The organism is Microbacterium sp. 67-17, from assembly GCF_001898325.1.
GTDB lineage: Bacteria > Actinomycetota > Actinomycetes > Actinomycetales > Microbacteriaceae > Microbacterium > Microbacterium schleiferi.
The window spans coordinates 81,415-98,262 of the sequence record NZ_MKTR01000017.1 but is presented as its reverse complement, the minus strand read 5'-3'; the positions used below and the strand labels follow the sequence as shown (position 1 = coordinate 98,262).

Genomic DNA, 16,848 nt, shown 5'->3' with positions numbered 1-16,848 from the left:
TACGCCGACTGGCTCGAGGAATACAATCACCGACGACCCCACACCGCCCTCGGAGGCCACACCCCCACCTGCCGCCTTCACAACCTCACGGGTCGCTACACCTAGGGCGCTGTGGCGCTGACCGTCAGTGCTTCTTGGCGGTGTCGATCCGCCGCACGAGGGCCCATGCGCCGGGGATCAGCAGCGCGGCGAAGCCCGCCTTGATCAGGCCGGGAACGATGAACGGCAACAGACCTGCGTTGAGCACACCGGCGGGCGAGATGTCCTGACCCATCACGGTCGACAGGATGAAGGCCATGTACGGGATGCCGATGACGAACGGGATGACGCTGGCGATCACGAAGCCCGCGAAGGCGAGCAGGGGCTTGCGATCCCAGGCGCGCTCAGCGAACCATCCGGCGACGAAAGCCGCGGGAATGAAGCCCAGGATGAACCCGAACGAGGGCGCGAGCAGATAGGCGGGACCTGCGACCGGCCCCGCGAAGACGGGCAGGCCGAGCAGACCGACGAACATGTAGGTCGTCATCGCAGCAGCGCCTCGAGCAGACCCGAGCGCTGCGCCTACGAGGATGACGCCGAGAGTCTGCCCCGTGATCGGGATCGGCCCGATGAAGAACGACACCTTCGCCAGCAGCGCCACGACGGCGACTCCCGCCAGCACGAGTCCGGCGTCGATGGCGAACGCCCGCGCCCGCGAGGAGGGCCGGGCGATGATGTCGGCGAGAACCCGAGTGTTCGTGGCCGGTGCTGCGGCAGTCGTCATGGTGCTCCTTGGTCGGTGGGAAGCCAGGCGGGGAGGTATTGCGACTTATACTAGGGGGCTGGCCATCGGCCCCCTTGTACCCTTCTCACCGAATGAAACGGAGCTTTGCTGTGCTCTCCGTGCACGACCTCGAGATTCGCGTGGGCGCCCGGGTGCTCATGTCGGACGTCACCTTCCGTGTGGGCGCGGGCGACAAGGTCGGGCTCGTAGGCCGCAATGGTGCAGGCAAGACGACACTCACAAAGGTGCTCTCGGGCGACCTTTTGCCAGCTGCCGGACGCGTCGATCGCAGCGGGGAGCTCGGGTACCTGCCCCAGGATCCGCGCTCTGGTAATCCCGAAGACCTGGCCCGCACCCGCATCCTGGATGCGCGGGGCCTCGGCCAGCTTGCGATCGGGATGCACGAGGCAAGCCTCGCGATGGCCGACGACGACGCCGATGTGGCGGCGCGCGCCATGCGAAGGTATGGATCGCTCACCGAGCGCTTCGAGGCGCTCGGCGGGTACGCCGCCGAAGCCGAGGCGGCCTCGATCGCCCACAACCTGGCGCTGCCCGACCGCATCCTCGACCAGCCGCTCAGCACGCTTTCGGGCGGTCAGCGCCGTCGCATCGAACTCGCGCGCATCCTCTTCTCGGACGCGCAGACGATGATCCTCGATGAGCCGACGAACCACCTGGATGCCGACAGTGTGGTGTGGCTGCGGGAGTTCCTGAAGAACTACAAGGGCGGCCTCATCGTCATCTCGCACGATGTCGAGCTCGTCGGCGAAACCGTCAACCGGGTCTTCTATCTCGATGCGAATCGCCAGGTCATCGACATCTACAACATGTCGTGGAAGAACTACCTGCGCCAGCGTGTGGCCGACGAGGAACGCCGCAAGAAGGAGCGCGCGAACGCCGAGAAGAAGGCGACAGCCCTCCAGCAGCAGGCAGCGAAGTTCGGGGCCAAGGCGACGAAGGCCGCGGCTGCTCACCAGATGCTTGCCCGAGCCGAGAAGCTTCTTTCGGGGCTCGACGAGGTGCGGCAAGAGGACCGCGTCGCCAAGCTCCGCTTCCCGAAGCCCGCAGCGTGCGGCAAGACGCCGCTCATGGCATCCGGCTTGTCGAAGTCGTACGGATCGCTGGAGATCTTCACGGATGTCGACCTCGCGATCGACCGCGGATCCAAGGTTGTCGTGCTGGGCCTCAACGGCGCCGGGAAGACGACACTGCTGCGCATCCTCGCCGGAGTCGATCGTCCCGACACCGGGCAGATCGAGCCCGGGCACGGTCTGAAGATCGGGTACTACGCGCAGGAGCATGAGAACCTCGATGTGGGCCGCTCCGTACTCGACAACATGATGTCCGCGGCGCCCGACATCACCGCGACCGAAGCGCGCAGGGTTCTCGGGTCGTTCCTGTTCACAGGGGACGACGTGCTCAAGCCCGCCGGCGTGCTCTCCGGTGGGGAGAAGACCCGGCTGTCGCTCGCGACACTGGTGGTCTCGAGCGCCAACGTGCTGCTGCTGGATGAGCCGACCAACAACCTCGACCCGGCATCCCGCGACGAGATCCTGGGCGCGCTTGCTCACTACGAGGGTGCCGTCATCCTGGTCTCGCACGACGAGGGTGCTGTCGAGGCGCTCAACCCCGAGCGGGTCCTCATCCTGCCCGACGGCGTCGAGGACATCTGGGGTCGCGATTACATCGACCTCATCACGCTCGCCTAGCGCGGCATCCTCGCGCTTACTGCGGGAGCCGGTCGAGGATCTCGTCTTCCTCGGCCATGTCGCGGTCGCGCCGTCGCTGGCCGCGTGGGGGACGCGGGGAGTCGGCGGCTTCCTCCCGACGGTGACGGATCTCGGTGCGGATGACGTAACCGATGAAGAAGAACCCCATGACGGCGAACAGGATCCACTGGATCGCATACGACAGGTAGGGCCCTGGGTCGTCAGAGGGGGACTCCAGCGGATTCGGGTGGGATGCCGGCGCAGGCGTCTCCGAGACCATCACACCGTAGGCGCTTGTGATGAAGGCAGGGTCGCCTCCGAGGTCCTCGGCAATGAGGGGCAGGTGGATCGTCGGCACTTGACCCTCGGGTGCGTCGGTACGTCCTGATCGGGGGAGTGACTCGCCCGTCCGCAGCCGTGCGATCACCTCGACGGTCCCCGCCGGGGGCGCGGGGATCGCACTCGGATCACTGTCTTCGGCGGGCGGTACCCAACCGCGGTTGATGAGCAGGATTCGACCATCCGTGGTCTGGAACGGCACCAGGACTTCGAAGGCGGCAGTACCGCCGTGCGGGCGGTTCCTCACCAGCACCGTGTCATCGACGAGATAGGTTCCCTCGAGCGCCACCGGGTGCCACTCGTTGTCGACCGGTAGCTCCCCGGTCGCGGGAACCAGATCATCAAGCGTCGCCGGTTCGGCGTCGTAGTTGGCCTCGACGAGCGCAAGCTGCTGCGAGCGCTCAGCGTTGCGCGTGAACTGCCAGTTCGACAGAAATCCGCACGCTATCGCGAACAGCACCGCGACGGCGACGTACGCCGTCCACCGCACCGCCGCGGGCGCCCTGTACCCTGCCGCCGGCGCCTCGTGCTCTGCCGCGGGCGCCTCGTGCTCACTCACGCCTGTTCCGCCGCGAATGCGTCAACGCTCACCGGGAACGAGCGGGCAGTGAGGAACTCGCGCAGGTAACCGACATGCTCATCGCACGCGAGCCAGGTCTTGCTGCGATCTCCCGTGTGGATTCGCGGGTTTCGCCACCGGATGCTCCAGCGCGCGGACTCTCGGCATCCGGCGCGCGAACAGATCGTCTCGGAGCCCGGTGACGCGGATTCAGCTCTCACCCGCGCGCTCCTGCGGACTCTCGTCGATCCGGATCACTTGCGGCGCTTGCGCAGCAGCGGGGGACGGTGCCGCGCTGGGCGCGGGAGCCTCGATCATGCGCTCCGGTCCGAGCGCCGTGGGTGCCGTCATGTCGGCGCTGACGTTGGCGATGACGACGGCGAGGTACGGCAGGAAGATCGCCATGGCCGCAAAGACCCAGGTGTACCAGCTGTAGGGCGTGACGAACAGGACGAGGGCGAAGCAGACGAGACGGATCGCCATCATCACGAGATACGTCGTCGACCGCTTGCCGGCGTCCTCTTTCGGTGCCCGGGGAAGGGACGTCGCCGGTTGCGGCTTTGCTGATGATTTCACGGTGCTACCAGAGTACGCCGCGCCGCCCCGACGGGATCCGTCGGGGCGGCGCTGATGTCGTGCGTCTCAGGAGCGGTAGCTCGTCACCCCCGCGGTGCCGACAGCGACGAAGAAGAGCACGAGTGCGATGATGCCCAGGATCCACAGGCCGAGCGAGACCCAGCCGATGATGACGCCGGCGAGCCCCAGCCCGCGGCCGCCCTCACCTGTCTGTTTGATCTGGCTCAGCGACATGTGTCCGGTGATGATCCCGACGATCTGGCCGATGATCGGGATCACGAACACGCCGACGAGCGATGAGACGAGCGACACGATCGCCAGCGTGTTGGTCTTGGGGCCCTGCGGGTACGCGGCATACGCCGGAGCCGCACCGTAGGCGGGCGGAGCCGCCGGCGCACTGTAGGCCGGAGGTGCGGGCGGGGCCGGCGGCGGGTATGCGGCGGGGGCGGCCGGCGCCGGCGGTACTGGAGCTGCCGCGGACGGCTGCTCCTCGGGGGTCGCGGGGGAGTTCTGGTCGCTCACAGTTCGGCCTTTCTGACACGCATCCGCACGATCATTCGTGCTGCCACCAGCGTTCCAGTCGCCCCCGGGCGTGTCAACGTGAACGGTAGTCTGGGTCGGTCCCGCTCACACCGCGGGTCGAACCGACAGCAGGAGATGCTTCATGTCCACCGACCACGTCGTTCTCGTCACCGGAGGCAACCGCGGCATCGGCCGCGCGATCGCTGAGCGGTTCGTCGCGGAGGGGTATCCCGTCGCCGTGACCGCCCGGTCTGGAGAGGGCCCCGCGGGCACGCTGACGGTGCGTGCCGATGTGACGGATGCCGCGGCCGTCGACGCGGCCTTCACGGAGGTTGAGGAGAAGCTTGGGCCCGTGACGATCGTCGTCGCCAACGCCGGCGTCACGAAGGACACTCTGCTGCTGCGGATGAGTGAAGACGACTTCGATTCGGTCGTGGCCACGAATCTCGGCGGCGCATTCCGTGTCGTCAAGCGGGCAGCAAAGGGGATGCTGCGCGCCAAGTGGGGGCGGGTCATCCTGATCTCCAGCGTCGTCGGCCTCTATGGCTCGCCAGGACAGATCAACTACGCGTCATCGAAGAGTGGGCTCGTAGGATTCGCGCGATCGCTGACGCGCGAGCTCGGCGGCCGCGCCATCACCGCGAACGTGGTTGCGCCGGGCTTCATCGAGACCGACATGACCGCCGAGCTCCCGGAGGAGACGCAGGCTCAGTACAAGGCAACGATCCCTGCGGGCCGATTTGCGACCCCCGACGAGGTAGCCGGCGTTGTCACCTGGCTCGCCTCAGACGATGCCGCCTACATCTCGGGAGCGGTCATCCCGGTCGATGGCGGACTGGGCATGGGGCACTGACACCGCTCAGGTCTCCCTGATGGCGGCGACGAGGTGCTTAGCGAGCTCATCGGGAACCGAGAACTGCGGCCAGTGACCCGAATCGATCTCCACGATCGAGAGGTGCTGGCTGGCGGCGAGTTCTGCTGCCCACGCCGGCGGCTCCTCGAGCAGACCACTGATCTCGTCGGCGCTGGCAGTGCCCATGAGGATGGTCATCGGCACCCGGTGACGTCGCTCGTCGGCGAGTGTGATCGCATCGGTCGGCACTCGTGACGGCACCGAGAGCGCCCGCTGCGCGACCTCGGCCCGCACCGCCTCGGAGAGGTCTCGGATCTCGGGGTTCTCGAAGGTGTCCCACCCGGGGAACGGCACCACGCCGTCGACGACGGGAAACTCCCAGATCATCCCGCCGGGGTTCGGCGGAAGCGTGTCGACCAGGATCATGCGCGACACCCGGTCCACGCGACGGTCTGCGGCGCCCCACGCGACGTTGCCCCCGCCGCTATGGCCGACGAGCACGACGGCGCCTTCGAGTCTGTCGATCATCTCGACGACGGCATCCACCCAGTCGGCGATACCGACCTCACCGGATGTATCAGCCGGTTCTCCCACACCCGGAAGCGTCACGGGATGCGGATCGTGGCCGGCGTCGCGAAGCGCCGGAACTACGTCGTCCCACGATGACGCATCCAGCCAGAGGCCGGGGATCAGGATGATGTGCATGTCGTAACGCTAATCCCGGCATCCGACAGCGACCAGGATCACACGTAGCCCGTCGTCCACGGTGGCGCTCAGCGGGGGAGGAGGGGGAGGATTTCGCGCAGGTCGACCGGATCGATCACGACGTTCGCACGCTCGCGGACCGCAGGCTTCGCGTTGAATGCCACACCTAACCCCGCCGCCGCCATCATCCGGAGATCATTGGCACCGTCGCCCACCGCGATCGTCCGCGAGAGGGGCAGCTCGAGCGCACGCGCCCACTCGCGCAGGGTTGCTGCCTTGCCCTCGGCGTCGACGATCTCACCGTCCACGGCTCCTGTCAGAGCACCATCGGAGGCGGCAAGGCGATTCGCCCGCCAGCGGTCAACCCCGAGTGCTGGTGCGATGTGGTCGAGCACCTCGTGGAAACCGCCGGACACGACGCCGACCACACCGCCGCGCTCGTGGACGCCCGAGATGAACTCGGATGCCCCGAGCGTCGGCTCGACGCGCGCCAACACGCGCTCGAATGCGGCCAGCGGAACTCCTGTCAGAGCAGCCACGCGGGTTCGCAGGCTCGCGGCGAAGTCCACCTCGCCGCGCATCGCGGCCTCTGTCGCGGCAGCGACCTCGGCACCGCGACCCGCCTCATCAGCGATCAGCTCGATCACCTCGTTACGCAGCAGCGTCGAATCGGCATCGAGGACGACAAGGAAGCGGGCTGGGATCACCCGACTACGCTACCGGCCCGGCCGTGCTGAGCCGGTGCAGGACGATCAGCGCTCGACGACGACGCCCTTGCCGACCACCGTGATCCCGGAGTCGGTGACGGTGAACCCACGCTCGAGGTCGTGGGCGCGGTCGACCCCGATCGTGGCTCCGTCGGCTACCACGACGTTCTTGTCCAGGATTGCGCGATGCACGCGCGCACCCGGGCCCACGCGCACATAGTCGAACAGCACGGCATCCGTGATGGTCGACCCGCCAGCTGCCAGAGTCCACGGCCCGACGACGCTGCGCTCCAAGTGCGTCCCGGAGAGCACTGAACCGAGCGAAACCACCGAATCGATGGCGGTCCCGATCCTTCCGACCGAGTCGCGCACGAACTTCGCAGGCGGAGAGTTGACGGTCTGCGAGTGGATCGGCCAGTCGGTGTTGTAGAGATTGAAGACCGGGAGCGTCGAGATCAGATCCATGTGCGCGTCGAAGAACGAGTCGATGGTTCCGACGTCGCGCCAGTACGACCGATCGCGATCCGTAGAGCCCGGAACGTCGTTGAGCTTCATGTCGTACACGCTCGCTTCGCCGCGGTCGACGAAGTACGGCACGATGTCGCCACCCATGTCATGGTTCGATGTCGGGATCTCGCCATCGGCCTCGACGGCCTCGATGAGGGCATCCGTGTCGAAGATGTAGTTGCCCATCGATGCCAGCACCTCGTGCGGAGCATCCGCCAGCCCGCTCGGATTCTGCGGCTTCTCGAGGAACTCGCGGATCCGCGTCGAACCGGGCTCGACATCGATGACGCCGAACTGGTTCGCCAGACCGATCGGTTGGCGGATGCCGGCAACAGTCGCCCGCGCGCCCGAGGCGATGTGGGCGTCGAGCATCTGGCGGAAGTCCATGCGGTAGACGTGGTCGGCGCCGATGACGATGACGATGTCGGGTTGTTCGTCGATGATGAGGTTCATCGACTGCAAGATCGCATCGGCAGACCCCGAGAACCAGCGCTTGCCCAGCCGCTGTTGGGCAGGCACCGACGTGACGTAGGAGCTCAGCATCGGGGACATCCGCCAGGTCTGGGAGATGTGTCGGTCGAGGCTGTGCGACTTGTACTGCGTGAGCACAACGATCTGCCGAAGCCCCGAGTTGATCAGGTTCGAGATAGCGAAGTCGATCAAACGGTACTGACCGCCGAAGGGAACAGCGGGTTTGGCTCGGTCGGCGGTCAGCGGCATTAGCCGCTTGCCCTCTCCACCGGCGAGGACGATTCCAAAGATCTTGGGCGACGTAGCCATACCCCCAACACTATGCCGCCCCACGACCCTGTACTAGCGTTCGACACATGCGCGTCGACATCGTCACCAAGGAGTATCCGCCCGAAATCTATGGGGGCGCGGGTGTCCACGTCGCGGAGCTGGTCAAAGCTCTTCGCGCGCTTCCCGCGACCGCGGCGCCGGGCGATGAGCCGCTCGAGGTTCAGGTGCGTGCGTTCGGCGTCGACCGCGATGAAACTGACACGACGTCGTACTCCACGCCCGCTGAACTGCGTGGTGCCAACGCGGCGATTCAGACGATGGGGACTGATTTGCTCATCGTCGATGATGTCGCTGGTGCCGCCGTCGTTCACTCTCACACCTGGTATGCCAACTTCGCCGGGCACATCGCCGGGCTCCTCAACGACATTCCGCACATCGTCACCGCGCACAGTCTCGAGCCGCTTCGTCCCTGGAAGGCCGAACAGCTCGGTGGCGGGTATGCGGTCTCGAGTGAAATCGAACGCACCGCGTACCACGGCGCCGCGGCGATTGTGGCGGTCAGTGAAGGCATGCGTGCCGACATCCTGCGCAGCTACCCCGGCCTCGACCCCGCGACCGTCCGGGTCATCTACAACGGCATCGACACCGAGCAGTGGCATCCGATTGAGGATGCCGAAACGCTCGCTGCCCTCGGCATCGATCCGACCCGGCCCTCCGTCGTCTTCGTCGGGCGTATCACCCGTCAGAAGGGTCTGCCGTACCTGCTTCGCGCTGCCGAGCGGTTGGACCCGGAGGTGCAACTGATCCTGTGTGCCGGTGCTCCGGATACCCCCGAGATCCTCGCCGAGGTCGAAGGTCTTGTCCGCGGTCTGCAGGAGACTCGGGACGGGGTCGTCTGGATCGACCGACACCTCAGCCGGCACGAGCTGTGCGTAGCACTGACAGCGGCGACAACTTTCGTATGCCCCTCGATCTACGAGCCCCTCGGCATCGTGAACCTCGAGGCGATGGCGTGTGGGGCAGCCGTCGTCGGCACCGCTACCGGCGGCATCCCCGAAGTCGTGGTGGACGGTGTGACGGGCAGGCTTGTGCCCATCGAGCAGGTCTCGGACGGCACCGGCACGCCCCTGGATCCCGAGGCGTTCGTTGCGGACTTGGCTCGGGTTCTGAGCGAGGTCGTCAGCGATCGCGAGGCGGCGAAGGCGTACGGGCGGGCGGGTCGGGAGCGCGCGACGACCGCCTTCAGTTGGCAGCGCATCGCGGAGCAAACCGCCGCGCTGTACGCAGAGGTGATCCGCGGCGCCCGATAGGCTTGAACGTATGGCTCAGGTGCTCGAATTCTCCGACGTCGTCGTCCGCAGAAACGCCCGAGACATCATCGATCACATCGACTGGACCGTGTCCGACGATGAGCGATGGGTCGTCCTCGGCCCCAATGGGGCGGGCAAGACGACTCTGCTCGAGCTGTGTGCATCGCTCCTCCACCCGACCTCCGGTCGCGTGAACATCCTCGGGGAGCGGATCGGGCGGACCGACGTCTTCGAACTTCGCCCCCGTGTGGGGTTTGCCTCCACATCCATGGCGCGTCGGATCCCGCCGGATGAGACAGTGCTGGATGTCGTGATGACCGCCGCCTATGCGGTGATGGGTCGCTGGCGTGAAGAGTACGACCAGGTCGACATCCGTCGCGCGATGCGGGTCCTCGCCGAGTGGCAACTCGACGATCTCGCGACGCGCACGTTCGGCACGCTCTCGGACGGCGAGCAGAAGCGTGTGCAGATCGCTCGGTCCGTCATGACAGACCCTGAGCTGCTGCTGTTGGATGAGCCAACCGCGAGCCTGGACCTGGGCTCGCGTGAGGAGCTTCTCACACTCCTCAGCGGTTACGCTGCGGAGCCGACCACTCCTGCCATGGTCATGGTCACCCATCATGTGGAAGAGATCCCGGTGGGCTTCACTCACGTGCTGTTGCTCCGCGACGGCGCCGTCGTAGCAGCGGGGCCACTGCGCGAGACCCTTACGGAGGATGCGCTCAGCACGGCGTTCGGGGTCCCGATCGCTCTGCATCAGGAGGCCGGCCGCTACGCTGCGCGGGCGCGGACCTCGTGATCGGCATCCGCACGCGAACCTGGTAGACTCGTCCTTTGGTGCCAGCGCACCGCAGACTTTCTTTCCCCATCTCGGCAAGGAACCCCATGAAGACTGACATTCACCCCGACTACCAGGCTGTCGTGTTCCGCGACCTCGGTTCGGGCGAGACCTTCCTCACGCGTTCGACGGTGAGCAGCGACAAGACGATCGAACTCGACGGCGTGGAGTACCCCGTCATCGACGTCGAAATCTCCTCGGCATCGCACCCGTTCTACACGGGCAAGCAGCGCATCATGGACTCGGCGGGTCGCGTCGAGAAGTTCAACCAGCGCTTCAAGAACTTCGGCGGCGCGAGCAAGTAAGCCCGACCGCACACGACGAAGACCTCGCTTTCGAGCGGGGTCTTCGTCGTTGTATCGCGTCGTTCGTAGCGGCGGCGAGCCGACAGGTACCCTCACTAGACTCGACGGATGCCCGCCCCGCACCCGTACGCCGCGCTCCTGGACGAGATCCCGGTGACCGCTCGTGAGGTCACGGTGCTCGGCGGTACGACAGCCTATTGGGACTACGGGCCGGATGATGCGCCCGTCACCGTCGTCGCCGTTCATGGCTTCCGCGGCGAGCACCACGGGCTGGAGCCGGTCATCGCTTTCCTCCCAGGCATCCGTATCATCTCGCCGGATCTTCCCGGCTTCGGTGAGACGGCGCCGATCGCAGGCCGCCGACACGATCTGTCGCTGTATGCCGAGTGGCTCGCCGAGTTCGTCGGCCGCGTCGCACCAGGGGCCGTCATCCTCGGTCACTCCTTCGGCTCGATCGTCGTGGCTGCTGCCGTGGCCGGCGGGCTCGATACGCCCCGCGTCATCCTGGTGAATCCGATCGGTGCGCCGGCTCTGGAAGGGCCTCGCGGCGTCCTTACTCGCTTGGCGGTCTTTTACTACTGGACCGGCGCGCGGCTACCGAGCCGCGTTGGTACGGCGCTTCTGCGAAACGGTGCTGTGGTTCGGATCATGAGCGTGTCGATGGCCAAGACGAAGGATCCTGGCCTGCGCCGGTTCATCCACGACCAGCACGACACATACTTCTCGCGGTTCGCCGACCGCGATGTGCTGCACGATGCGTTTCTGGCGTCGGTCTCCCACGACGTGAGGGAGTTCGCGCCGCGTATCGCGCAGCCGACGTTGCTCATCGCTGCCGAGCGGGACGACATCACCCCGATCGAGGCCGAGCGCGAGCTTGCGCGCCGGTTCGCCGACGCCACGCTCGTGGAGATTGCGGATGTCGGACATCTCATCCACTACGAGACGCCGGCGCCGGCGGCCGCCGCGATCACGACGTTTCTTGGGCTCGACGAGCTCGATAAGCGATGACGTTCATACGATTGCCACAGTTGCCGGTGTCGCAGTAGCGCTTTGAGCGGTTGCGAGAGAAATCGACCAGAACGCCCTCGCAGTCATCGGCTTCGCAGACGAGCACCCGGTCATACTCATCCATGCGAATGACCTCCACGAACGCCATGGCGGTCTCGACAAGGATGCGGGTGGCCAGGGGCGCGTCGTCATCCGACGCGTGCACATGCCAGTCGTAGTCGTCGTGGATCACGAGTTGGGGGAGAGCTTCGCCATCGCGAAGCATCGCATTGACCAGCGGCACGGCGCTTTCGCGGTCGGCATCCCACAGAGCGCGTAGGCGAGCGCGGATGCTGCGTACCGCCTCTCGCTCCTGCCTCGTGCGTGAGATCTTGCCGCTGTACGGGTACCGCCCAAGGAAGGCGTCATACTCGTCCGCGGTCGTCAGGGTGTCTTCGTCGCCATTGAGTGGCAGCGTGTTGACCAGGTCGACGGCCGCGCGCAGGGCCATCTCGGTGTCATGGATAAAGACCATGTTGACTCCTGACATTCCGAGGGCTACTGTTTCGTTCGTGACCAGTGTGTCACGAGTGTCAAACCCTTTCACTCCTGACAGGCTGCCATGTCCGCTCCGACCACTCCGGTCCCTGTGCTTGTTGCCCCCGCGGGCCGGCACTCATCGATGGCTGGGCTTGCGATCGGGCTGCTCTCTGCCCTGAGCTTCGCATCCTCGGGGAGCTTCATGAAGCCGCTCATGGAGGCGGGCTGGAGCCTGGGTGCGACCCTGTTGCTGCGCATGGGTGGCGCGGCACTGATTCTCGCGCCCGTTCTGATCGTCACGATCCGTCGCCGGCCCGGCTTTCTTCGCAAGCATGGACTGCTGATCATTGCGTTCGGGCTCACGGGAGTGGCCGGGTGTCAAATCTTCTACTTCGCCGCGCTGCAACGGATGCCGGTGGCGATGGCCCTTCTCATTCAGTACCTCGCCCCGGTCCTTTTGGTCGGGCTCGCGTGGGTTCGCACTCGACGGGCACCATCGCGTCGCATTCTGGCGGGCTCTGTTCTTGCGATCGTCGGCCTCGTGCTCGTCGTCGACATCGCTGGTGCAAGCTTCGACCTGATCGGCACCCTGCTGGCACTGGCTGCTGCTGCCTGCACCGCCGCGTACTTTCTCATCGCCGAGAAGACCGGCGACGACATCCCGCCCCTCGCGCTGGCCTCGGGCGGCCTCATTACCGGCGCTCTTCTCATGGGTGTGCTGGTCGGCACCGGCCTCTTTGCGTTCACCGCACCGGCCGTCGACGTTGTGTTGGCCGGCGTGAGCGTTCCCTGGTACATCCCGATCGTATGGGTGATCGTCGTGGCAACCGCCGGAGGCTACGCGTTCGGAGTGCGAGCGGGATCGATGCTCGGATCCCGCGTCGCATCGTTCGTCGGGCTCACCGAAGTGCTGTTCGCCCTGCTGATCGCGTGGCTTGTGATCGCCGAAGTCCCGACCGTCATGCAAGCTGTCGGGGGAGCGATGATCTTGGCAGGCGTGATCCTGGTGCGGTCCGACCCTGGTGAGGCCGCCAAGGAGGAGGCGGCTAGCGTTCCCCTCGTGCCAGCTCCATGAGCGGGCGCACGCGGTAACCGATCACCTCACCCATCGCGAGCGAGGTCTCGGTGCGCTCCACGCCCTCGATCGCGAGGATGCGGGCGTCGGTGTCGAACAGATGCTGCGTATCGCGGCACGCGACCCTCACGAGCAGATCCACGGTTCCGCTCAGGCCATGCACCTGAACGATCTCGGGAATTCGCTCGAACTCTGCCGTGATGCGCGGCAACTCAGCCTGACGGACCGTGACGTTGAGGAATGCTTCGATGGGAAAGCCCAGCGCCGCGGGGGAGAGGGCTCGCTCGTACGAGAGAAAGACGCCGGCCTTGTCGAGCCGTGACATCCGCGCCTGCACGGTGTTCCGGGACAGACCGAGGCGATCTGACAGTGCCACCACCGTCGCGCGCGGATCTTCCGCGAGCGCGGCCAAGAGCTCGAGGTCGACATGGTCAAGAGCTGTCATATCGCGGAAGGCTAGCATGCTGCCGAATCGCGGATTGCTCATGTTGCTCACAATGTCATTACGAAACTGAGCGAGCTGCGTAGTGCTTTCCGGTGTATGGATCGGTGTGCCCAGCTCAGAGCGAAACCGTGGTGCCGGCGTAGTCGATCAGCGTCAGCCCGTCGGGTGAGTAGTGGAAGGTGTAGTCGGATCCGTTTGCCAGCCGCTCTTGGCGCGCCGGCAACCTGCCGTCGCTCACGTGATGGATGACAGAGCGGATGAGTGCGCCGTGGGTGACCACGAAGATGTGCGTGACATCGGGCTGAGACCGGAGCGCATCGGTGACAACGGTGTCAAAGCCTTCGAAGGCCCGGAGGCGCAGCAGTTCGCGTGACTCGGCGCCGGGGACCTCGGAGGTGTACCAATCGCCCCACCGTGCGGCGAAGTCCTCGATGGTGACCCCCTCAGCGTCGCCGTACGCGCGCTCACGCAGTGCGGGATACGCCAGTGGGGCTGGCGAGCCCCACTGGTCAGCGATGATCTGCGCTGTCTCACGGGCACGGGAGAGGTCGCTGCTGACGATGCGCGCAGCGGCCGGGTCATCGAGCACGCCGCTCAGCCGGTCGGCGGTCTGCCGGGCTTGCTCCCGACCCGTGTCGTTGAGGGGTATGTCGGTACTGCCCTGGATGAGCCGAGCGCGATTCCAGTCGGTCTCGCCATGGCGGATGAGCGTGAGGTGGATCACCTCTCGAGACTACTTGCCAGCTCCCGGTGCCCGGTGGGCGCCAGCCCCTCCAGCAGCGCGGTGAGGGCCTCGGAGGTTCCGCCGTCGATCTTCACGGTTGCGCGAGCATCGGCCCGCGTCTGGCCGCGGTTGATGATCACGATGGGGATGCGGCGTCGTCGTGCTCGTTCGAGCAGGCGGATCCCCGAGTTCACGACGAGCGACGATCCGGCAATGACCAGCGCGTCACTACCCAGGACGAGCTGCTCGGCTTCGCGGAATTTCTCGGATGGGATGTACTCGCCGAAGAAGACGACGTCGGGCTTGAGGGTTCCCGCACACACGGAGCAATCCGGCACGACGAACCCTTCGGTCGTCTCGGGCGTCACGTCTCCGTCGGGTCCGAGGGGCAGCTCGTGGGTGGTGACCAGCCACGGGTTGTCGCTCTCCACCCGCGACGAGAGGTCTCGGCGGTCGAAGACCTGACCGCAGCGGGTGCAGAAGACGCGGCGCATCGTGCCGTGCAGCTCAACGACGCGACGGCTTCCGGCGCGCACATGAAGACCGTCGACGTTCTGCGTGATGACCCCGGTTGCGATCCCGTGCTCTTCGAGCGCGGCGATGGCGCGGTGCCCGGCGTTGGGTTCCGCCGAGGCGAATCTGCGCCAGCCGAGATGCGAGCCGACCCAGTAGCGTCGACGCGCCTCATCGCGTCCGAGAAACTGCTCGGCGGTCATCGGGCGTCGTACGGGCGCCCCTTTGCCACGGTAGTCGGGGATGCCGGAGTCGGTTGACACCCCGGCCCCGGTCAGGATCGTCAGGGTGCGCCCGTCAAGAACGCGGAGCGCACGGGAGAGGGCTTCGGGAACGTCCGCGGCAGCGCCGTCGATGAGCGACATGCCCGCCTCCTCTGCTTGCCTCATTCCAGTCTAGGCATCCAGGTTTTCGGGGATGTTTCGTGCTGCTGGGTCGGCACCGCATGAATGAGAGGATCAAGGGATGCAGCGCATCGATGTCCGAGATGCGACGGACCCACGGCTCGAGGATTACCGGGATCTCACCGATGTCACCCTGCGGCGGCGTATCGAACCGGCCGGAGGGCTGTATATCGCCGAATCCGCGAAGGTGATCGCGCGCGCTCTGGCCGCGGGTCATCGGCCGCGTTCGGTCCTCGTGCAGGAGAAGTGGATCGATGACCTCGCTCCGTTGCTGGTGCAGCACCCTGAGGTGCCGGTCTACGTTGTCGAGGCCGATCTCGCGGAGCACCTCACGGGCTACGCCGTGCACCGTGGCGCCCTCGCGGCGATGCACCGGCCAAAGACGCCACCGCTTCGGGACGTGCTGCGGGAGGCGAGGCTCGTCGTCATCCTCGAAGACATCGTGGATCACACCAACGTCGGTGCGATCTTCCGTGCCTGCGCAGGCCTCGGGGCCGATGCGGTGCTCGTCTCGCCGCGCTGTGCCGACCCGCTCTACCGGCGCAGCGTCAGGGTCAGCATGGGAACCGTCTTCCAAGTCCCGTGGACGCGACTGCCCGACTGGGACCAGACGCGCAGCATCCTGCACGAGGAAGGGTTCCAGATCGCGGCACTCGCGCTGCGCGAGGACGCTGTTTCGCTCGATGACTTCGAGCCGGCCTCCCGCGTGGCGCTCATGCTCGGCGCCGAGGGTGACGGGCTCACCCCGAAAGCTCTCGCCGCTGCCGACACCGTCGTGACCATCCCGATGGCTGGAGGTGTCGACTCACTGAACGTCGCCGCGGCCAGCGCCGTCGCGCTGTGGGCGCTCAGGCATCCTCACGCGGCAGAGTGATCGCACCAGTAGTCGCTACCGGAAGCGGCTGCGGACGTTTGGCTGTCAGGTTGTCTCCGGACGACTGATGACGCAGGCGCCGCAGGACCCACGGCACGAGGTGCGTGCGTGCCCAGACCAGATCGCCGGCACGCGCTTCGCGCCACGTGCGGGAAGGGAAGGGATCTGGCTGCATCGGCACGAGATCGTTCGACACGTTCAACGCGCGCAAGACCATCCGTGCCACTTCGTGGTGACCCAGCGCGTTCAGATGGAGTCTGTCGTCATCGAAGAAGCGCGGATCTTGAATCTCTTTGAGAGACCACTGGTCGGCGACGATGCAGTCGTAGCGGTCAGCGATCGCGCGGAGGTTCTCGTTGTAGATGGCGATCTTTCCGCGAAACGCGCGGAAGACCGGGGTGAAGCTCGTGTCGATACCGGTGAAGATCACGACTGTCGCGCCGGTGCTGCTCAGGCGCACGACGGCATCCTCGAAAAGTTGGGAGATCTCGTCGGGATCTGTTCCGGGACGGATGACATCGTTGCCGCCGGCGCAGAACGTGATGAGGTCAGGAGAAAGCTCGAGCGCCGGTTCGACCTGCTCGTCGACGATCTGAGCGATGAGCTTGCCGCGCACGGCAAGATTCGCATAGGCGAAGTTTTCGGACTGGGACCCCAGTACATCGGCGACACGGTCGGCCCAGCCCAGGTGTGACCCGGGGTGCGTCGGATCGGGATCTCCGATGCCCTCCGTGAAGGAGTCGCCGAGCGCCACGAACCGTCGCCAGGGGTGAGGTTCGCTGTTCTCGATGAACGGAGTTCGGTGTTCGTCGGTGGCGGCCATGCTCTGTCCTCCTGGTCGTCTATCGTAGT

The 16,848-nt window shown here is 66.1% G+C and carries 22 protein-coding genes; 9 read left to right on the top strand and 13 right to left on the bottom strand.

The features are described from left to right. On the top strand, positions 1 to 105 hold a 105-nt coding region (locus tag BGO47_RS08460; protein ID WP_292710616.1), incomplete at its 5' end, for an integrase core domain-containing protein. 19 nt (positions 106 to 124) lie between these two features. On the opposite strand, the gene BGO47_RS08455 is transcribed toward BGO47_RS08460, so the two are convergent. After that, positions 125 to 763 (bottom strand): biotin transporter BioY, encoded by a 639-nt coding sequence (locus BGO47_RS08455; RefSeq protein WP_292710589.1) that lies wholly within the window; start codon positions 761 to 763, stop codon positions 125 to 127. A 110-nt stretch (positions 764 to 873) separates the two neighbouring features. Here BGO47_RS08455 and BGO47_RS08450 point away from each other — a divergent pair, with 110 nt between their 5' ends. Further along, positions 874 to 2,472, top strand: coding sequence for an ABC-F family ATP-binding cassette domain-containing protein (locus BGO47_RS08450; protein ID WP_292710614.1), 1,599 nt, complete (start codon positions 874 to 876; stop codon positions 2,470 to 2,472). Positions 2,473 to 2,488: 16 nt separating this feature from the next. Here BGO47_RS08450 and BGO47_RS08445 read toward each other — a convergent pair whose 3' ends face one another. The 4 genes from BGO47_RS08445 to BGO47_RS08430 form a co-directional block, all read right to left on the bottom strand. Continuing rightward, positions 2,489 to 3,301 carry an SURF1 family protein gene (locus BGO47_RS08445; RefSeq protein WP_292710611.1) on the bottom strand — a complete coding sequence of 271 codons (813 nt, stop codon included), beginning with the start codon at positions 3,299 to 3,301 and terminating at the stop codon, positions 2,489 to 2,491. Positions 3,302 to 3,366: 65 nt separating this feature from the next. Next, entirely contained in the window at positions 3,367 to 3,591 is a 225-nt protein-coding gene (locus tag BGO47_RS08440; RefSeq protein ID WP_292710586.1) for a hypothetical protein, read from the bottom strand. Beyond that, positions 3,581 to 3,946: a DUF3099 domain-containing protein gene (locus BGO47_RS08435; RefSeq protein WP_292710583.1), complete on the bottom strand. Its 366-nt coding sequence runs from the start codon at positions 3,944 to 3,946 to the stop codon at positions 3,581 to 3,583. The genes BGO47_RS08440 and BGO47_RS08435 overlap by 11 nt, the downstream gene beginning before the upstream one ends. A gap of 66 nt (positions 3,947 to 4,012) precedes the next feature. Continuing rightward, a complete protein-coding gene (locus BGO47_RS08430; protein WP_292710580.1) occupies positions 4,013 to 4,468 on the bottom strand; it encodes a DUF4190 domain-containing protein in 456 nt (151 codons plus the stop codon). A 142-nt stretch (positions 4,469 to 4,610) separates the two neighbouring features. Here BGO47_RS08430 and fabG point away from each other — a divergent pair, with 142 nt between their 5' ends. Further along, positions 4,611 to 5,321, top strand: coding sequence for a 3-oxoacyl-ACP reductase FabG (gene fabG / locus BGO47_RS08425; RefSeq protein ID WP_292710577.1), 711 nt, complete (start codon positions 4,611 to 4,613; stop codon positions 5,319 to 5,321). A 6-nt stretch (positions 5,322 to 5,327) separates the two neighbouring features. On the opposite strand, the gene BGO47_RS08420 is transcribed toward fabG, so the two are convergent. From BGO47_RS08420 to BGO47_RS08410, 3 genes are all read right to left on the bottom strand, one after another. Next, positions 5,328 to 6,026, bottom strand: a complete 699-nt coding sequence (locus BGO47_RS08420; protein WP_292710574.1) for an alpha/beta hydrolase — start codon at positions 6,024 to 6,026, stop codon at positions 5,328 to 5,330. 68 nt (positions 6,027 to 6,094) lie between these two features. Further along, the gene (gene serB / locus BGO47_RS08415; RefSeq protein WP_292710571.1) at positions 6,095 to 6,733 is read right to left on the bottom strand and encodes a phosphoserine phosphatase SerB; all 639 of its coding nucleotides are present in this window, start codon (positions 6,731 to 6,733) and stop codon (positions 6,095 to 6,097) included. Between the two features lie 45 nt (positions 6,734 to 6,778). Further along, positions 6,779 to 8,020 (bottom strand): glucose-1-phosphate adenylyltransferase, encoded by a 1,242-nt coding sequence (locus tag BGO47_RS08410; RefSeq protein ID WP_292710568.1) that lies wholly within the window; start codon positions 8,018 to 8,020, stop codon positions 6,779 to 6,781. Positions 8,021 to 8,067: 47 nt separating this feature from the next. Here BGO47_RS08410 and glgA point away from each other — a divergent pair, with 47 nt between their 5' ends. From glgA to BGO47_RS08390, 4 genes are all read left to right on the top strand, one after another. Continuing rightward, the gene (glgA, locus tag BGO47_RS08405) at positions 8,068 to 9,291 is read left to right on the top strand and encodes a glycogen synthase (protein ID WP_292710565.1); all 1,224 of its coding nucleotides are present in this window, start codon (positions 8,068 to 8,070) and stop codon (positions 9,289 to 9,291) included. Positions 9,292 to 9,301: 10 nt separating this feature from the next. Continuing rightward, complete coding sequence (locus BGO47_RS08400) at positions 9,302 to 10,090, top strand: ABC transporter ATP-binding protein (RefSeq protein WP_292710562.1); 789 nt, start codon at positions 9,302 to 9,304, stop codon at positions 10,088 to 10,090. An 86-nt stretch (positions 10,091 to 10,176) separates the two neighbouring features. Next, positions 10,177 to 10,434, top strand: coding sequence for a type B 50S ribosomal protein L31 (locus BGO47_RS08395; RefSeq protein WP_292710558.1), 258 nt, complete (start codon positions 10,177 to 10,179; stop codon positions 10,432 to 10,434). Positions 10,435 to 10,542: 108 nt separating this feature from the next. After that, complete coding sequence (locus BGO47_RS08390) at positions 10,543 to 11,442, top strand: alpha/beta hydrolase (RefSeq protein WP_292710555.1); 900 nt, start codon at positions 10,543 to 10,545, stop codon at positions 11,440 to 11,442. Here BGO47_RS08390 and BGO47_RS08385 read toward each other — a convergent pair. After that, complete coding sequence (locus BGO47_RS08385; protein ID WP_292710608.1) at positions 11,402 to 11,956, bottom strand: CGNR zinc finger domain-containing protein; 555 nt, start codon at positions 11,954 to 11,956, stop codon at positions 11,402 to 11,404. The two genes, BGO47_RS08390 and BGO47_RS08385, sit on opposite strands and share 41 nt — an antisense overlap. Before the next feature lie 87 nt (positions 11,957 to 12,043). Between BGO47_RS08385 and BGO47_RS08380 the strand changes: the two genes are divergently transcribed. Further along, positions 12,044 to 13,036, top strand: a complete 993-nt coding sequence (locus BGO47_RS08380) for a DMT family transporter (RefSeq protein ID WP_292710552.1) — start codon at positions 12,044 to 12,046, stop codon at positions 13,034 to 13,036. On the opposite strand, the gene BGO47_RS08375 is transcribed toward BGO47_RS08380, so the two are convergent. From BGO47_RS08375 to BGO47_RS08365, 3 genes are all read right to left on the bottom strand, one after another. Further along, positions 13,008 to 13,481 carry an Lrp/AsnC family transcriptional regulator gene (locus tag BGO47_RS08375; protein WP_292710550.1) on the bottom strand — a complete coding sequence of 158 codons (474 nt, stop codon included), beginning with the start codon at positions 13,479 to 13,481 and terminating at the stop codon, positions 13,008 to 13,010. The two genes, BGO47_RS08380 and BGO47_RS08375, sit on opposite strands and share 29 nt — an antisense overlap. 115 nt (positions 13,482 to 13,596) lie before the next feature. Continuing rightward, positions 13,597 to 14,205 carry a histidine phosphatase family protein gene (locus tag BGO47_RS08370; protein ID WP_292710547.1) on the bottom strand — a complete coding sequence of 203 codons (609 nt, stop codon included), beginning with the start codon at positions 14,203 to 14,205 and terminating at the stop codon, positions 13,597 to 13,599. Then, positions 14,202 to 15,083, bottom strand: coding sequence for a Sir2 family NAD-dependent protein deacetylase (locus BGO47_RS08365; RefSeq protein ID WP_292710544.1), 882 nt, complete (start codon positions 15,081 to 15,083; stop codon positions 14,202 to 14,204). The genes BGO47_RS08370 and BGO47_RS08365 overlap by 4 nt, the downstream gene beginning before the upstream one ends. Positions 15,084 to 15,183: 100 nt before the next feature. Here BGO47_RS08365 and BGO47_RS08360 point away from each other — a divergent pair, with 100 nt between their 5' ends. Next, a complete protein-coding gene (locus tag BGO47_RS08360) occupies positions 15,184 to 15,996 on the top strand; it encodes an RNA methyltransferase (RefSeq protein WP_292710542.1) in 813 nt (270 codons plus the stop codon). On the opposite strand, the gene BGO47_RS08355 is transcribed toward BGO47_RS08360, so the two are convergent. After that, positions 15,971 to 16,819, bottom strand: coding sequence for an SGNH/GDSL hydrolase family protein (locus BGO47_RS08355; RefSeq protein WP_292710538.1), 849 nt, complete (start codon positions 16,817 to 16,819; stop codon positions 15,971 to 15,973). The genes BGO47_RS08360 and BGO47_RS08355 overlap by 26 nt on opposite strands. Between the last annotated feature and the right edge of the window lie 29 nt (positions 16,820 to 16,848).

Excerpts from the sequence above, each read along its gene's own strand:
- BGO47_RS08455 (WP_292710589.1), bottom strand. The coding sequence starts at position 763 with ATGACGACTGCCGCAGCACCGGCCACGAACACTCGGGTTCTCGCCGAC.
- fabG (WP_292710577.1), top strand. The coding sequence starts at position 4,611 with ATGTCCACCGACCACGTCGTTCTCGTCACCGGAGGCAACCGCGGCATC.
- BGO47_RS08420 (WP_292710574.1), bottom strand. The coding sequence starts at position 6,026 with ATGCACATCATCCTGATCCCCGGCCTCTGGCTGGATGCGTCATCGTGG.
- BGO47_RS08410 (WP_292710568.1), bottom strand. The coding sequence starts at position 8,020 with ATGGCTACGTCGCCCAAGATCTTTGGAATCGTCCTCGCCGGTGGAGAG.
- glgA (WP_292710565.1), top strand. The coding sequence starts at position 8,068 with ATGCGCGTCGACATCGTCACCAAGGAGTATCCGCCCGAAATCTATGGG.
- BGO47_RS08400 (WP_292710562.1), top strand. The coding sequence starts at position 9,302 with ATGGCTCAGGTGCTCGAATTCTCCGACGTCGTCGTCCGCAGAAACGCC.
- BGO47_RS08395 (WP_292710558.1), top strand. The coding sequence starts at position 10,177 with ATGAAGACTGACATTCACCCCGACTACCAGGCTGTCGTGTTCCGCGAC.
- BGO47_RS08390 (WP_292710555.1), top strand. The coding sequence starts at position 10,543 with ATGCCCGCCCCGCACCCGTACGCCGCGCTCCTGGACGAGATCCCGGTG.
- BGO47_RS08385 (WP_292710608.1), bottom strand. The coding sequence starts at position 11,956 with ATGGTCTTTATCCATGACACCGAGATGGCCCTGCGCGCGGCCGTCGAC.
- BGO47_RS08380 (WP_292710552.1), top strand. The coding sequence starts at position 12,044 with ATGTCCGCTCCGACCACTCCGGTCCCTGTGCTTGTTGCCCCCGCGGGC.
- BGO47_RS08375 (WP_292710550.1), bottom strand. The coding sequence starts at position 13,481 with ATGACAGCTCTTGACCATGTCGACCTCGAGCTCTTGGCCGCGCTCGCG.
- BGO47_RS08365 (WP_292710544.1), bottom strand. The coding sequence starts at position 15,083 with ATGTCGCTCATCGACGGCGCTGCCGCGGACGTTCCCGAAGCCCTCTCC.
- BGO47_RS08360 (WP_292710542.1), top strand. The coding sequence starts at position 15,184 with ATGCAGCGCATCGATGTCCGAGATGCGACGGACCCACGGCTCGAGGAT.
- BGO47_RS08355 (WP_292710538.1), bottom strand. The coding sequence starts at position 16,819 with ATGGCCGCCACCGACGAACACCGAACTCCGTTCATCGAGAACAGCGAA.